The organism is Burkholderia territorii (assembly GCF_902833055.1).
Lineage (GTDB): Bacteria > Pseudomonadota > Gammaproteobacteria > Burkholderiales > Burkholderiaceae > Burkholderia > Burkholderia territorii.
In genome coordinates this window covers 33,891-49,416 of the sequence record NZ_CADFEJ010000027.1, presented here as the reverse complement: position 1 = coordinate 49,416, position 15,526 = coordinate 33,891, and the positions used below count along the sequence as shown (strand labels likewise).

Below are 15,526 nucleotides of genomic sequence, written 5' to 3'. Positions count from 1 at the left end.
CAGCGCGCAGCTTACAGCCGTTCGCCGGCCGGTGCGTCGGCGAGCGAGGCGGCGGGCTCCGCCGGCCACCTTTGGACGGCACGGGAAAACCCCGATCCCCACATCGTCCTATGACATCGGGAGCCGGTAATTGGCGGGATTACTTTGATCCTCGTCGGCGCCCGCCCGGGCGCATGCTGATAGCGAGGATCCCTCATGCGATACGTGCCATCGTGGACTTCCGTTTCCGCCGCCCCGTCCGTTCCGGACGAGACGGCTTCCCGCGGCGACGAGCCGCACTGCCTGCCTTGGGTCGCGATCGCGGCCGCCGCCCTCGGCAATGCAACCGAATGGTTCGATTACGGCATTTACGCGTACGGACTCGCCTACATCTCCGCCGCGCTGTTTCCCGGCAACACGGCCAGCGCGACGCTGTTCGCGCTCGGCACCTTCGCGATCTCGTTCCTGATCCGCCCGCTCGGCGGCCTGTTCTGGGGTCCGCTCGGCGACCGCCTCGGCCGCAAGCGCGTGCTTGCGCTGACCGTCCTCACGATGTCGGGCGCGACGCTGCTCGTCGGCGTGCTGCCGACCTACGCGAGCGCCGGCTGGCTCGCGCCGGCCGCGCTGATCGTGCTGCGCATGGTGCAGGGCTTCTCGACCGGCGGCGAATACGGCGGCGCGGCGACCTTCATCGCCGAATACGCACCGGATTCGCGACGTGGCCTGTGCGGCAGCTTCCTCGAATTCGCGACCCTCGCCGGCTTCTCGCTCGGCGCGCTGCTGATGCTCGGCTTCGCGCTGCTGCTCGGCGACACCGCGATGCATGCGTCGGGATGGCGCCTGCCGTTCCTCGTCGCGGCACCGCTCGGGCTGATCGGCTTCTATCTGCGTTCGCGCCTCGAGGAAACGCCCGTGTTCCGCGAACTCGAGGAGCAGGCGCAGCGGCGCGAGCAGAGCACCGCCGCCGCGGCGCTGCCGATCGGTCAGCTGCTGGTGCGCTATGCGCGGCCACTGTTGCTGCTCGGCGGGCTCGTCGTCGCGCTGAACGTCGTCAACTACGTGCTGCTCGCGTACATGCCGACCTACATGCACAAGGAACTCGGCGTCAGCGAGAACATGTCGTTGCTGATTCCGCTGATCGGCATGCTCGCGATGATGGTGCTGTTGCCGTTCGCAGGCTGGCTGTCGGACCGCGTCGGCCGCAAGGCGATGTGGTGGATCTCGCTCGTCGGGTTGTTCGTCGCCGCCGTGCCGATGTTCACATTGATGACGCACGGCGTGCTCGGCGCATTCGTCGGCTTCGCGGTGCTCGGGCTGCTGTACGTGCCGCAGTTGGCGACCATTTCCGCGATGTTCCCCGCGATGTTCCCGACTCATGTGCGCTATGCGGGCATGGCGATCGCGTACAACGTGTCGACGTCGCTGTTCGGCGGCACCGCGCCGATCGTCAACGACTGGTTGATCGGCAAGACCGGCAACGCGATGATTCCTGCGTACTACATGATGGCGGCCTGCGCGGTCGGATTGGTCGCGCTGTCCGCCGTGATCGAGACGCGCGGATGCTCGCTGCGCGGCGAAACCGTGCCGGGACAACCGGGCTGACGCCAACCGGGGCGGCACTCGTCGCCCCATGAACGGCAACCCTTGCATCGCCCGCGGTCCGGAAACGGACCGCGGGCGATGTGCATTTCGGTGCCGTGAACCGGCCGGCGGATTGTTGTCGCGAGGACAACACGATGTTCGCAGGTGCGGTGCTTCAGGCGTTCGCCGGGCCTCCCTACAATCGCCGACATGCTCGATCGGCATGCACGCGATACGAAAGGCGCGTCGTGCACGGTCGCGCGCGAACCGTGCTGCGCAGCGCGGAGAACCCCCAACTCGATGAAAGGACGATTCAACATGAACGGATCAATCCACAACGTGCGGCCGGTAACGACCCGCCTTGGCAAGGAAGCGGCTGGTGAACTCGTTCCATCCCGCTACGCGGTGCGCATCGGCGACGTCGACGTCGTGCTGATCAGCGACGGCGTTCTGCCGCTGCCGACTTCCACGATGTCCACCAACGTGAGCGAAGCGGACCGCAACGAATGGTTCGACGGACGCTTCCTGCAACGCGACATGTTCGACTGGGCGCTGAATATCGCGCTGGTGCGCAGCGCCGATCGCCTGATCCTCATCGACTCTGGCGTGGGCGACGGCTTCGAATACTTTACGCGCGCGGGACGGTCGGTGATGCGTCTCGAGTCCGCGGGCATCGATCTCGCCGCGATCACCGACATCGTGATCACCCACATGCATATGGATCACGTCGGCGGGCTGAACGTCGACGGCGTCAAGGCGCGGCTGAATCCCGACGTGCGCATTCACGTGTCGGCCGCGGAACTGGCGTTCTGGAAGAATCCGGACTTCAGCAAGACGGTGATGCCGGAAACCGTCCCGCCCGCGCTACGCAAGGCCGCGGCGCGATTCGTGGAGCTGTATCGAGAGCACATCGTGCCGTTCGACCGCACCGTGGAAGTTGCGGCCGGCGTATCGGCGCGCGTGACCGGCGGCCATACGCCGGGACACTGCGTGGTCGATATCGCATCGAACGGCGAACGACTGACGTTCGCGGGCGACGCGATCTTCGAAGTGAACTTCGACCATCCTGACTGGCAAAACGGCTTCGAGCACGATCCGCAAGCGGCCACCGACGTCCGGCTCGCACTGTTCAACGAAGCCGCCGACACCGGCGCGATGCTGGCCGCCGCGCATGTCGCGTTCCCGTCGATAGGCCACATTGCAAGAGACGGCGACGGCTTCCGCTTCGTCCCGGTCGTGTGGGACTACTGATCGATTCGGGGAACGCAGCGAGCGACACGCGAGCCGTATTGACGACGTTCGAGCGATCGCCGCAGTTCTTGCAGCGATGGTGATGCGTCGTGGCACGTGGCACCGCTGTCGCGAAAGGTCCCCCGTGAAGCAAAAAACGCCGCCGCACACCCGTGCGACGGCGTCACTTCGCGCGCTTGCGCGCGCATCGGGCCCGCGGGAAATTCAGGCGACGCTCGACAGATTGCGCTCCGCGACCGCGTCCACCGCTTCCTTCACGATACCGACGATCTCGTCGGCTTCCGCCCGCGTCATCACCAGCGGCGGCGCAAAACCCAGAATGTCGCCGTGCGGCATTGCCCGTGCGATCACGCCACGCTGCAGCGCCGCGGCCGACACCTGCGCGCCGATCTTCAAAGCCGGATCGAACGGCGTGCGTGCGTCCTTGTCCGCCATGAATTCGAGCGCCGCCAGCATCCCGACACTGCGCACCTCGCCGACGAGCGGATGCGCGCCGAACGCGTCACGCAGCTTCGCGCCGAAATACGCGCCAACCTCGGCAGCATTGCCGACGAGGTTCTCGCGCTCGAGAATCGCAAGGTTCGCGAGTGCGGCGGCCGCGCACACAGGGTGGCCCGAATACGTCCAGCCGTGCCCCATCGGCCCATGCTCCTGCGAGCCGCGCGCAATCACGTCCCAGACTTTCTCGCCGACGATCACGCCCGACAGCGGCGCATACGCGCTCGTCAGCCCTTTCGCGACCGTAATGAGATCGGGGGCGATCCCGAAGTGCTGCGCGCCCATCTTCGCGCCCAGTCGCCCAAATCCGCAGACGACTTCATCCGAGATCAGCAGGATGTCGTGCTTGCTCAGCACGGCCTGAACCGCGGGCCAGTAGCCGGCCGGCGGCTCGATGATGCCGCCCGTGCCCATCACCGGCTCCGCGATGAACGCGGCGATCGTGTCGGCGCCTTCGCGCGCGATCAGCTTCTCGAGCTCGTCGACACAGTGCGCGACGAATTGCGCTTCGCTCATCCCGGCCGGTGCCTTGCGATACCAGTGCGGACACACCGTGTGCTTCACGCGATCGATCGGCAAGTCGAAATGCTGGTGGAAGCTCGGCAGGCCCGTGAGACTGCCCGTCACGATGCCCGAGCCGTGATAGCCGCGCTCGCGCGAGATGATCTTCTTCTTGTTCGGGCGGCCGAGCACGTTGTTGTAGTACCAGACGATCTTGACCTGCGTCTCGTTCGCGTCGGAACCCGACATCCCGTAGTAGACCTTCTTCATCCCCGCCGGCGCCCAGTCGATGATGCGTGACGACAGCTCGATGATCGCGTCCGACGAGTGGCCGACATACGTGTGGTAGTACGCGAGCTGCTTCGCCTGTTCGTGCATCGCGTCGGCAACTTCGGTGCGGCCGTAGCCGATGTTCACGCAGTAGAGGCCGGCGAACGCGTCGATATAGCGCTTGCCCTCGTGATCCTCGATGCGGATGCCTTGCGCGCCGCGCACGATCTTGCCGGGCAGCGCACCGGTCGCGTGGTCGTATGCGTGCGTCGACGGATGCATGAAGTGGGCGCGGTCCTCGCGCAGCAGTGCGTCGATCGATTGTTTCATGATGGCTCCTTTGAATGGGTAGTCAGGCCGTCGCGGCGACAGGCAGGCCGAGATTGCCGAGGCAGAAGTACTTGGTTTCGGTAAACGGTTCGAACCCTTCGGCGCCGCCTTCGCGCCCGAGGCCCGACGCCTTCATTCCGCCGAACGGGATCGGCGCACCGGTGAATTTCACGCCGTTGACCGACACCATCGCGAACTCGAGCCGCCGCACGAGCTGGAAGATCGTGTCGATGCGCGTCGCGCACACGTAGGCGGCGAGGCCGTACTCGGTGTCGTTGGCCTTGTCGACCGCTTCGTCGAGCGTGTCGAACGCGCACACCGCCGAGATCGGCGCAAAGTTCTCCTCGTCGTACACGCGCATGCCGGGTGCGGCGTCCGCGATCACGGTCGGTTCGTAGAACCAGCCGCCGAGCGCATGCGGCCGGCCGCCCGCGACGATCCGGGCCCCGCGTGCACGTGCGTCGTCGACGCGTGCAACCGTCGCGTCGAACGCGGCCTGGTGCATCAGCGGACCGACGTCGACGTCCGGCTCGAACGCGGGGCCGGTCTTCAGTTCACGCACCGCGTTCGCGTAGCGGCTGACGAATGGTTCATAGAGCGGGCGCGCAACGAAGATCCGGTTCGCCGCGCAACAGTCCTGGCCGGAAGTCTGGAACTTCGCGCCGACGGCAATCCGCACCGCCTGTTCGAGATTCGCGTCCTCGGTCACGATAAACGGTGCGTTCCCGCCCAGTTCGAGCGCGATCTTGCGAATGCCGGCCTTCGCGGCGGTTTCGGTGACGAGCCGCCCGACGCGCGTCGATCCGGTGAAGCTCACCGCACGCACGCGCGCATCGCCGACGAGCGTCTCCATCGCCATCTGCGGTTCGCCGAGCACGACGTTGAACACGCCGGCCGGAAAGCCCGCCTCGTCGGCAAGCTGCGCGAGCGCGAGCGCCGAAAACGGTGTTTCGTGCGCGGGCTTCACGACCACCGTGCAGCCCACGGCGATCGCGGCCGCCGCCTTGCGCGTGATCATCGCCGCCGGGAAATTCCACGGCGTGATCAGCGCGGCGACTCCGACCGGCTCCATCACCGTGCCGAGATGCGCGCCGTCGATGTGCGTCGGGATCGTGCGGCCCGCGACGCGCTTCGCCTCGTTCGCGAACCATTCGATGAAGCTCGCCGCATAGCGGATCTCCCCGCGCGATTCGGCGAGCGGCTTGCCCTGTTCGAGCGACAGAAGCGCAGCGAGATCGTCGAGATGCCGCAGGATCAGCGCATGCCAGCGCGATAGCGCCGCGCTACGCACGTCTTGCGACGTCCAGCGCCATGTGTCGAACGCGCGCTGCGCGGCGTCGACGGCGCCGACGATCTGCGCGCGCTCGAGCATCGGCACGTGGCCGATCACGGCCTGATCGGCGGGGTTCACGACGGCGACCGTCGCGGCACTGTCGCTGTGGATCCAGCGACCGTCGACATAGCACGTCGACTTGAACAGAACGGGGTGTCCGGGCAACATCCTGCGTCTCCTCGTTTGGGTGGGCACGAGCTTCATTCTGTCGTGCCGGCGGGTGCGGAAATTTCTGTTTCCGCGCGTGCTTCTTGCGTCTTTTTCCGTATTGCCGTGCGTTCGCGCGAAGTTTCAGAGCCAGTCCGGCGCGCCGCCGGATTCGCATTTCACTACCTTCGTCACGACGTACGTGAAGTAGCGCTCGATGCCGAGATCCTCCATCAGCAACGTGTCGATGAAGCGCTGGTAGTGATCGATGTCGCGCGCGATCACGTGCAGCACGTAGTCGACGCCACCACCGGTGGCGTAGCACTGCGCGACTTCGGGCGCCGCGCTCACGCGCTCCTCGAAGCGCCGCATGTCGGGTGCGGTATGACGCGACAGCGTCACCTCGACGACGATGCGGCTGCCGGAAAATGCACCGATCCAGTCGACGTCCGCGCGATAGCCGCGGATCACGCCGCTTTCCTCGAGCTTGCGCACGCGCTCCCACGCGGGCGAAATCGACAGGTTCACGGCCTCCGCGAGCTTCGACTTCGTGATGCGCCCGTCGCGCTCGAGGATGCGCAGGATCGCGAGGTCGTATCGGTCGAGCTTGATCACGATGCGGCGCGTCCTTAAGCGGAGACCGGAATGTTGCGCTCTACGATGTCGGCGACCACCGCGATCGTGTCGCCGGCCTGCACGATGCCCGGGAAGTGGCGGGCCGCGAGCAGCCCGCGACGCCGTGCGACGTATTCGACCGGTGCGACACCCGTGCGGTCGATGTCGTGCACGCGCGCCAGCACGTCGCCGGCGTTCACCTCGCTGCCGAGATCGCGGCACATCTCGAGCAGCCCGCGATGCTCGCTCGTCGTGAAGCACGACCCGTCCGGCATGTCGAGCAACGTCGTCGTGCGCGGCGCGTTGCCGTCGATCACGTCCTTCGCGATCACCCCGGCATGCGCGAGAAATCCATACACGCCACGCTCGGCGATCGCGACGCTCGCGGCCGTCGACGAACCGCCGCCGCCGAGCTCGGTCGACACGAATACCTTGCCGGCTTCCTCCGCCGCGGTGTCGAAAAGACCCACGTTGTCGAGTTCGAGCATGCGCATCGAGTACGGCGCGCCGAACGCGCGCATCGCGCGCTCGCAGCGTGCCTGCTGATCGCGGTCGTCGAGCACGTGGATCGCCGCGAACGGCACGAAATCGAGCGTGCGGCCGCCCGCGTGAATATCGAGCACGTGCGTCGCGAGCGGAAGCAGGTGCCGCTGGAAGTAGTCGGCGATCTTCTCGGTGAAGGTGCCGTCCGGGCGCCCGGGAAAGGCGCGATTCAGATTGCCTGCATCGATCGGCGACGTGCGGCAGCCGGCGCGAAACGCCGGGTAGTTCATGAACGGCACGACGATCACGCGGCCGGTCACGTCGGCCGCCTTCAGCGAGCCGGCGAGCTTCGACAGCGCGACCGGCCCTTCGTATTCGTCGCCGTGGTTGCCGCCGGTGAGCAAGACCGTCGGCCCGTCGCCGCGCTTGACGACGGTCACCGGAATCATGATCGCGCCCCACGCGGAATCGTCGCGCGAGTAAGGCAGCTTCAGGAAGCCATGCTGTTCGCCGTCCGCGTCGAAGTCGACGGTCGGCGTGATCGGAGAAGCACGCATCGTCCTACTCCTTCACGAACAGCTTGCGCGGCACGTTGCAGAACGTCTCCACGCCGGTTTCGGTGATCAGGATGCTTTCGGTGATCTCCAGCCCCCAGTCGTCGAGCCACAGACCCGGCATGAAATGGAACGTCATGCCGGGTTCGAGCACCGTGCGGTCGCCCGGGCGCAGGCTCATCGTGCGCTCGCCCCAGTCCGGCGGATAGCTCGCGCCGATCGGGTAGCCGCAGCGGCTGTCCTTGTCGATGCCCGCACGGCGCAGCACCGCGAAAAATGCATTCGCGATGTCCTCGCATACGTTGCCGGGCTTCGCGGCCGCGAGCCCCGCCTCGATCCCCTCGACCACCGCGCGCTCGCCTTCGATGAAGTGGGCGGGCGGCTTGCCGAGATAGACCGTGCGCGACAGCGGACAGTGATAGCGGCGGTAGCACCCGGCGATCTCGAAGAAGGTGCCCGCACCGCGCGCGAACACCGAATCGTCCCAGGTCAGATGCGGCGCAGCTGCGTCGGCGCCGGTCGGCAGCAGCGGCACGATCGCAGGATAGTCGCCGCCGAAGCCGTCCGCGCCGCCGATCCCGGTCGCATAGATCTGCGCGACGAGATCGCTCTTCTTCATGCCCGGCTCGATGGTGTCGACGATGTGCGCGTGCATGCGCTCGACGATCCGCGCGGCGACGCGCATGTACTCGATTTCGCGCGGCGATTTCACCGCACGCTGCCAGTTCACGAGCGCCGTCGCATCGATCCAGCGCGCCGCCGGCAGATGCTTCCGAAGCGACGCGTACGCCGCAGCGCTGAAGTAGTAGTTGTCGAGCTCGACACCGATGCGCAGCGTGCTCCAGCCGCGTGCGGCGATCACCTCGGTCGACAGGTAGTCCATCGGGTGACGCGCCGTCGACTGCACGTAGTGATCCGGATAGCCGACGATGTTGTCGTGCGCCATGAACACGGTGCGCTTCGCGCCGTTCGCGTCCTGGCCGCGTCCGTACCAGACAGGCTCGCCGTCCATCGGCAGCAGCACGCACTGGTGCACGTAGAACGACCAGCCGTCATAGCCGGTAAGCCAGGCCATGTTGGTCGGGTCGGTGACGATCAGCAGGTCGATGCCGGCCCGCTGCATCGCCGTGCGCGTCTTCGCGATGCGCGCAGCGTATTCGCTGCGCTCGAACGCGAGACGCGGCACGGCTTCGTGGATTTCGATGACTGCGGCCATCTGTCTCCTCTCAAGTCGTGAGGTCGTTGTGAAAAATCGTGCCCGCCTCGGCCGCGCGGGCGCGCTGCAGCGCGAGCACGGCAATGGCGGTGTCTTGCGCGCCGGTGCCGGTCAGATCGCAGATCGTGATGTCGTCGCGGTGCGTGCGGCCTTCGCGCTGCCCGGCGATCACCTCGCCGAGCTCGGGGAACATGGCATCGGGCGCGACCGCACCGGCGGCGATCGCATGCGCGAGTTCACCGGCCACGCGGGTCTGCTGCAGCCGGTCGCAGAAGTAGCGCGCCGCGCCGAACACCGACGGCGCGAGCTCGGTCTTGTAGTCGGCGTCGGCGCCCATTGCCGTCACGTGCAGCCCCGGATGCAGATCCTCGGCATGCACGAGCGGCTCGCGGCTGGGCGTGGTCGTGACCGCGACGTCCGCGTCGGCAAGCGCTGCATGCACCGAGCGCGCAACGACCGCATCGATCCCGTGCGCGGTGCGCACGTCGGCCGCGAATCGCGCCGCACGCTCGGCGTTGCGCGCCCATACGGTCACGTGCTCGATGTCGCGCACCAGCGTCAGCGCATCGAGCTGAAGTCGCGCCTGTTCGCCGGCGCCGATGATCGCCGCGCGACGTGCATCGGCGCGCGCGAGCCGGCGCGCGGCCACCGCACCGGCCGCGGCGGTGCGCACGGCCGTCAGGTAGCCGTTGTCGAGCAGCACGGCTTCGGTGAGGCCGGTGCGCGCGGACAGCACGAGCATCAGTCCGTTCAGGCTCGGCAGCCCGAGCGACGGGTTGTCGAAGAAGCCGGGGCTCACCTTGATCGCGAAGCTGTCGAAGCGCGGCAGGTAAGCAGTCTTCACGTCGACCTCGCCGTGACGGGCGGGCAGTGCGAGATTGAGGATCGGCGGCATGACGACCGCGTCGGTCGCGAGCGAAGCGAACGCGGCCTCGACCTGATCGATTGCGGCCAGATCGAGCGGGACCAGCGCGCGCAGTTGCGCCTGCCCGAGCAGCATGACGGGATGGGCCATGTCAGTTCTCCGAAACGAGCCGGCGATGTACGGCCATGTCGATGTTCGCGCCGCTGACGATCACGACGATCGGGCCGTCGCGATCGCGGCGCGCGATCCGTTCGTCCAGCAATGCGGCGATGCCGACCGCGCCCGCGCCTTCCACGACCAGACGCTCTTCGCGGTACGCATGCGCGATGCCGCGCGCGATCGCCGGCTCGTCGAGCAGCACGACGTCGTCGGCCAGTGTGCGCGTCATGTCGAACGTATGGCGGTTGTCCAGGCCGATGCCGCCGCCGAGCGAATCGGCGAGCGTCGGCTGTTCGTCGATGTCGACCGGTCGTCCGGCGGCGAGGCTCGCGTGCATCGCGGCACCGCGCGCCATCGACACGCCGATCACCTCGATCGCGGGCCGGATCGCCTTCGCTGCAAACGCGACGCCGCTGAACAACCCGCCGCCGGACAGCGGCACGACGAGCGTGGACGTATCGGGCAACGCCTCGAGAACCTCGACGCCGATCGTCGCCTGGCCCGCGATGATGCGCGGGTCGTCGAACGGCGGCACATACGCATAGCCTTCGTCGCGCACGAGGCGCCGCGCCTCGGCCTGCGCGTCGTCCTGGCTGTCGCCGGCGATCACGACCCGCGCGCCGAGCGCGGCGACCGCATCCACCTTGTTCGCCGGCACGAGCGACGACATGCAGACTGCAGCCTCAATGCCGAACGCGCGCGCCGCATGCGCGACCGCGCGGCCGTGATTGCCGGTCGATGCGGTGACGACGCGCGTCACGCGCCGTGCCGCCAGTTCGGCGAGCGCATTCGTCGCGCCGCGCAGCTTGAAGCTGCCGGTCGGCTGCAGCGTTTCGAGTTTCAGATGGACGGCGGCGCCGGCCCGCGCGGACAACGCGGCCGACGCGACGAGCGGCGTGACGCACGCATGCCCTGCGATGCATCGGCGTGCGCGGTAGACGTCGGACAGCGACAGGAAGGACATGAATCGCACGCCTCATCATTGATGTAGTGCGATCCAGTCTAATGTCCCAAATTGCGCTTTCGAATGTCCTGATACATTGTGCGCCGCCGGTACGACGCGCGCTGCGCTTCAGTGAAAATCGTGCACGTGCGGATATTGCTCGAATACGCGCGCGATCGTCGCGAGCGCAGCGTTGCACGCGGCATCGGTCGTCTCCGCGCCGATGCACACACGCACCGCGTTGGGCCGCTCAGTGCCGCCCACGAGGAACGGATCGGGCGACGTCACCGCGATCTTGCGGGTGCGCAATTCGCGCACGAGCCGGTCGGCCTGCCAGTAGTCGGGCACGCGCAGCCACGCCGACAGCGCATTCGGATGCGCACCCAGCACGTAGGGGCCGAGCGTGGCCTTCACCATGTCCTGGCGCACCGCGAGCCGTTGCCGCTGCAATTCGACGAGCCGTCGCGCGGTGCCGTCCGCGATCCAGCGCGTCGCGATCTCCGCGATCGGTGACGTCGCCATCCAGCTGCTCACGCGCAGCACGCTTTCCACGCGCAGCGCGAGCCGTCTCGGCATCGCGAGATAGCCGGTGCGCAGCCCGGTCAGCACCGATTTCGTCATGCTCGTGCAGTAGAAGCCGAGCTCCGGAATCAGGCTCGCGATCGGCGTTGCCGTCTTCGCGGGCAGCGGGCCGTATACGTCGTCCTCGATCACGTACACGCCGTAGCGCGACGCAATGCGCGCGATCGACTTGCGGCGCGAATCCGACATCATCGATACGGTCGGGTTATTGAGGGTCGGCGTGCAGACAAGCGCACTGATTCGCTCGCCGTCGCACATTTCCTCGAAATGTTCGGGACGGATCCCGTGTTCGTCCATCTCGAGCCCCTTGAGCGTAAACCCGAGCACGTTCGCGGAGCCGATCACGCCGTGGTCGGTCAGGCTCTCGCACAGCACGGTATCGCCCGGCCCGACGATCGACGCGAGCGCGAGAAAGATGCCGTGCGCGGCACCGTTCGTGATCAGCAGCGATTCGGGATGGACCGGCAGATTCAGCGACGCGAGCCACGCGGCGCCGGCCTCGCGATGCGCATCGAGGCCCGCGATCGGACGGAACGAGCGTATCCACGGCTGGTCGTCGGCAGCGGCCAGTGACGCGCACACGGCCCGCCATGCGGCGTCGTGCTCCGGCGTGTGCACGATGCGCGCGATCGAGAAGTCGACGAGCTCGCGCTCGGCCGTGTCGAGAATGTAGTTCGACATCGATTCGGTCACGCGCGCGGCCACGAAACTGCCGCGCCCGACTTCGCAGCGGATCAGGCCCTGTCTTTCGAGTTCCTTGTAGGCATTGGTGACGGTCTGCACGCTGACGCCGAGGCTCGACGCCACGTCGCGTTGCGGCGCGAGCCGCGCGCCGGGCGCGAGGGCGCCGCTTTCGATGTCGGCGGCGATCGCCTTCACGAGCCGCTTGTATTTCGACTCGATGCCGTGCACCGCGCCGATCGCGTCGTGCCAGCGCGCCGATACCTCGGTCCGTCCCATCTCGATGTCTCCGTCGTTGCTTCCACATGGTCGCTCAGAAAGACACCCGGAAATTATTGTCCTAGTGCAATCGCGTGCGGAACGAGGACGCTGCGGCGCGCGTTGCGGTCCGATCGGTCGGCATGGCCGAGTACGCGCTCATACAGGGCGGCCTATTTCTTACAACATCCCTGCAATGCTTCCGCTGACCACCGAGCCGCCGCGCGTGATCGCTGCGTTCGGGCCGCATTGCACGCCATATATGTATAGCGATCGGCCGCACGCCGCACCCTGACGGCTTGACCAGCATCGGATCGACCACCTAAATTGCTCGTTGCAGGGCGGTGCCCGGTGTGCGACATGACACGCCGGTGACAAAAACGATAGTTTGCTACCAAATGTTTTTGCCCCTATCATCTCGCCCATGACCAACCTGCACGACCTCCGTCTCGCCGTCAGCAGCCAGCTGGTGCTCACCGCGCGCAAATGGCGCCGCACGAGCGATGCCGTGCTGACCGCGTACAACGTATCCGAAGCCTGCGCGACGCCGTTGCTGATTGCCGGCCGCCTCGGCGAAGGCGTGCGCCAGGGCACGCTCGCCGAGCACGTCGGCATCGAGGGGCCGTCGCTCGTGCGCCTGCTCGACCAGCTGTGCGCGGCCGGCCTCGCTCGCCGCGACGAGGATCCGCACGACCGCCGCGCGAAGACGATCTCGCTGACGGCCGCCGGCCGCGCCGTCACCGCGAAGATGGAGGAAGACCTGCGCGCGCTGCGCGCCGAGGTGCTCAAGGGCGTCACGCGCGCCGATCTCGAAGCGACGCTGCGCGTACTGAACGCGTTCAACGCGGCCGATGCGCAACATCCGGCGCCGCGTCCGCCTCACTCCGCCGGGCCCGCGTCATGACCTATCCGAGCCTTCGCGACTGGCTGTTCTCGGGCAAGACCTTCGCCGCGTCGATGCTGGCGTTGTACCTCGGCCTGTATTTCCAGCTGCCGCGCCCTTACTGGGCGATGGCGAGCGTCTACATCGTGTCGAACCCGTTCGTCGGCGCGACGCGCTCCAAGGCGCTGTATCGCGCACTCGGCACCGCGCTTGGCGCCGCCGCGGCGATCCTGTTCGTGCCGCCGTTCGTCGAGACGCCGTTCCTGTTCAGCATCATCGTCGCGACGTGGTGCGGCACGCTGCTCTACCTCGCGATCTCCGACCGCACCGCGCGCAGCTACGTGTTCATGCTTGCCGGCTACACGATGCCGCTGGTCGCGCTGCCGACGGTGACCGATCCGTCGACGATCTTCGACGTCGCGATCGCGCGGACCGAGGAAATCGTGCTCGGCATCGTGTGCGCGAGCGTGGTCGGCAGCGCGGTGTTCCCGAACCGGCTCGCGCCGACGCTGATCGAGCGCACCGACGCCTGGTTCAAGGACGCGGCGTTCTACGGCCGCGAAACGCTGTCGGGGCACATCGCGGGCAAGGCGCTGTCGGCATGCCGGCAACGTCTCGCCGCGACCATCACCGGCCTCGAATTCCTGCTGAGCCAACTGAGCTACGACCATGCGCACCCGCGCGTGCTCGCCCGTGCGCAGGCACTCGCCGGCCGCATGCAGCTGTTCCTGCCGCTGATGTCGTCGCTCGCCGATCCGCTGATCGCACTGATGCGCGACCTGCACGTGCGACCGCCGGCACTCGACGCGCTGCTCGCCGACGCGGCAAAGTGGTTCGACGCGCCGTTGCCGACCGTGAAGGCAGACGACGACGGCGAGATGGCGCACGATCCGGTGGCCGACGAATTGCGTGAGCGCATCGCGTCGCTGCAGCCGTCCGACAGTGCGCTCGCGAGCTGGGAGGGCGCGCTGCTGTCGAACGCGCTGTGGCGGCTGCGTCAGGTCATCGACATCTGGCAGGACTGCCGCTCGCTGCGCGCGCTGATCGCGAACGAGTCGGGCATCTGGCAGCCGCGCTACCGGCACTGGCGGCTCGGCGGCACCGAACGCTTCTTCGATCGCGGGATGATGCTGTTCTCGACGCTGACCGTCGTGCTCGCGATCGTGTTCGCATGCTGGCTGTGGATCTCGTCGGGCTGGCACGACGGCGCCGCGGCCGTCACGCTCGTAGCCGTGTCGTGCAGCTTCTTCGCCGCGCTCGACGAACCGGCACCGCTGGTGTTCAAGTTCTTCCTGTCGACGGCCGCGAGCGTCGTGTTCGCCGGGCTGTACCTGTTCGTCGTGCTGCCGCACGTGCACGACTTCCCGATGCTCGTGCTGATGTTCGCGGGGCCGTTCGTGCTGATCGGCACGCTGCTGCCGCGTCCGCAGTTCAACATGGTGACGATGCTCGTCGCGGTGAACACCGCCACCTTCATCAGCATCCAGAGCGCGTACGATGCCGATTTCTTCGTGTTCCTGAACAGCAACCTCGCGGGCGTCGCCGGGCTGCTGTTCGCGTACGTGTGGACGCGCGCGACGCGTCCGTTCGGCGCGGAACTCGCGGTGCGGCGCCTGCTGCGCTCGGGCTGGGAGGACGTCGCACGCTCCGCGTCGACGCAGCCGCTCGACGACCAGCGCAACCACGCATCGCGCATGCTCGATCGCGTCACGCAACTGCTGCCGCGCCTCGGCGCGTCGGACGATCATCGTCATCCGTCGATCGAGAGCTTCCGCGACCTGCGCATCGCGCTGAACGCGCTCGATCTGCGCCGCTCGCGCCGCAAGCTGACGGGCGACGTGCCCGACGCGATCGACCGCGTGCTGGCCGGTGTCACCGAGCACTACACGCGCTGCGCGGCCGCGAATGCGCGACAGCCTGTGCCGCCGGCGCTGCTCGCATCGATCGACGACGCGCTGCAGCACGTGGCCGGCCGCAACCTGCCCGGCACGTCCGCCACATCCGCCGACGGCGGCTCCGTGCAAGCCACGCCCGCGACACACCGCTGGCTGCGCGATACGCTCCATGCGCTCGTCGGCCTGCGCCTGTCGCTGTACCCGGCCGCGTCCGCGCAGCCGCCGCATGCCGCCCCGGACGGAGCGCGTGCATGATCCCGCTTTCCAACCCGTCTTTCCGACCGCGACCATGATCGGCGAAATCGACATCTTCGGCGTATTCGTGCCGGCTCCGCTCGTGCTGATGCTGATCGCCTACCTGATCAACATCGTCGTGCGCGCGCTGCTCGAACGCGTCGGCTTTTACCGCCTCGTCTGGCACCGTTCGATCTTCGACCTCGGCATCTACGTGTTCGTGCTTGCCGCCGTCGTCATCGTGTCTCACCATCTCGTGGCTAGCTAA

At 67.4% G+C, this 15,526-nt stretch carries 13 protein-coding genes; 5 read left to right on the top strand and 8 right to left on the bottom strand.

Annotated features, from left to right (window positions below; translation table 11 throughout):
- Positions 1-195 precede the first annotated feature (195 nt).
- Together HW466_RS28380 and HW466_RS28375 are read left to right on the top strand one after the other, a co-directional pair.
- Positions 196-1,581, top strand: a complete 1,386-nt coding sequence (locus HW466_RS28380) for an MFS transporter (protein ID WP_151003269.1) — start codon at positions 196-198, stop codon at positions 1,579-1,581.
- 297 nt (positions 1,582-1,878) lie between these two features.
- A complete protein-coding gene (locus HW466_RS28375) occupies positions 1,879-2,811 on the top strand; it encodes an MBL fold metallo-hydrolase (RefSeq protein WP_059451740.1) in 933 nt (310 codons plus the stop codon).
- Between the two features lie 204 nt (positions 2,812-3,015).
- Here HW466_RS28375 and HW466_RS28370 read toward each other — a convergent pair whose 3' ends face one another.
- From HW466_RS28370 to ehuR, 8 genes are all read right to left on the bottom strand, one after another.
- The gene (locus HW466_RS28370) at positions 3,016-4,410 is read right to left on the bottom strand and encodes an aspartate aminotransferase family protein (protein WP_151003271.1); all 1,395 of its coding nucleotides are present in this window, start codon (positions 4,408-4,410) and stop codon (positions 3,016-3,018) included.
- Between the two features lie 22 nt (positions 4,411-4,432).
- The gene (locus HW466_RS28365; protein WP_151003273.1) at positions 4,433-5,911 is read right to left on the bottom strand and encodes an NAD-dependent succinate-semialdehyde dehydrogenase; all 1,479 of its coding nucleotides are present in this window, start codon (positions 5,909-5,911) and stop codon (positions 4,433-4,435) included.
- A gap of 123 nt (positions 5,912-6,034) precedes the next feature.
- Positions 6,035-6,505, bottom strand: a complete 471-nt coding sequence (locus tag HW466_RS28360) for an Lrp/AsnC family transcriptional regulator (protein WP_151003275.1) — start codon at positions 6,503-6,505, stop codon at positions 6,035-6,037.
- 14 nt (positions 6,506-6,519) lie between these two features.
- Positions 6,520-7,545 (bottom strand): N(2)-acetyl-L-2,4-diaminobutanoate deacetylase DoeB, encoded by a 1,026-nt coding sequence (gene doeB, locus HW466_RS28355; RefSeq protein ID WP_151003277.1) that lies wholly within the window; start codon positions 7,543-7,545, stop codon positions 6,520-6,522.
- 4 nt (positions 7,546-7,549) lie between these two features.
- Positions 7,550-8,758, bottom strand: coding sequence for an ectoine hydrolase DoeA (gene doeA, locus HW466_RS28350; RefSeq protein ID WP_151003279.1), 1,209 nt, complete (start codon positions 8,756-8,758; stop codon positions 7,550-7,552).
- A gap of 10 nt (positions 8,759-8,768) precedes the next feature.
- The gene (locus HW466_RS28345; RefSeq protein ID WP_174905914.1) at positions 8,769-9,773 is read right to left on the bottom strand and encodes a cyclodeaminase; all 1,005 of its coding nucleotides are present in this window, start codon (positions 9,771-9,773) and stop codon (positions 8,769-8,771) included.
- A 1-nt stretch (position 9,774) separates the two neighbouring features.
- The gene (gene eutB, locus HW466_RS28340) at positions 9,775-10,746 is read right to left on the bottom strand and encodes a hydroxyectoine utilization dehydratase EutB (protein WP_060120480.1); all 972 of its coding nucleotides are present in this window, start codon (positions 10,744-10,746) and stop codon (positions 9,775-9,777) included.
- Positions 10,747-10,854: 108 nt separating this feature from the next.
- Positions 10,855-12,267 (bottom strand): MocR-like ectoine utilization transcription factor EhuR, encoded by a 1,413-nt coding sequence (gene ehuR / locus HW466_RS28335; RefSeq protein WP_151005235.1) that lies wholly within the window; start codon positions 12,265-12,267, stop codon positions 10,855-10,857.
- A 403-nt stretch (positions 12,268-12,670) separates the two neighbouring features.
- Here ehuR and HW466_RS28330 point away from each other — a divergent pair, with 403 nt between their 5' ends.
- The 3 genes from HW466_RS28330 to HW466_RS28320 are packed head-to-tail and all read left to right on the top strand — an operon-like array spanning position 12,671 to position 15,526.
- Positions 12,671-13,150, top strand: coding sequence for a MarR family winged helix-turn-helix transcriptional regulator (locus tag HW466_RS28330; RefSeq protein ID WP_059451714.1), 480 nt, complete (start codon positions 12,671-12,673; stop codon positions 13,148-13,150).
- On the top strand, positions 13,147-15,279 hold the full coding sequence (locus tag HW466_RS28325; protein WP_151005231.1) for an FUSC family protein: 2,133 nt from the start codon (positions 13,147-13,149) through the stop codon (positions 15,277-15,279). The genes HW466_RS28330 and HW466_RS28325 overlap by 4 nt, the downstream gene beginning before the upstream one ends.
- A 34-nt stretch (positions 15,280-15,313) precedes the next feature.
- On the top strand, positions 15,314-15,526 hold the full coding sequence (locus HW466_RS28320) for a DUF1656 domain-containing protein (protein ID WP_044849171.1): 213 nt from the start codon (positions 15,314-15,316) through the stop codon (positions 15,524-15,526).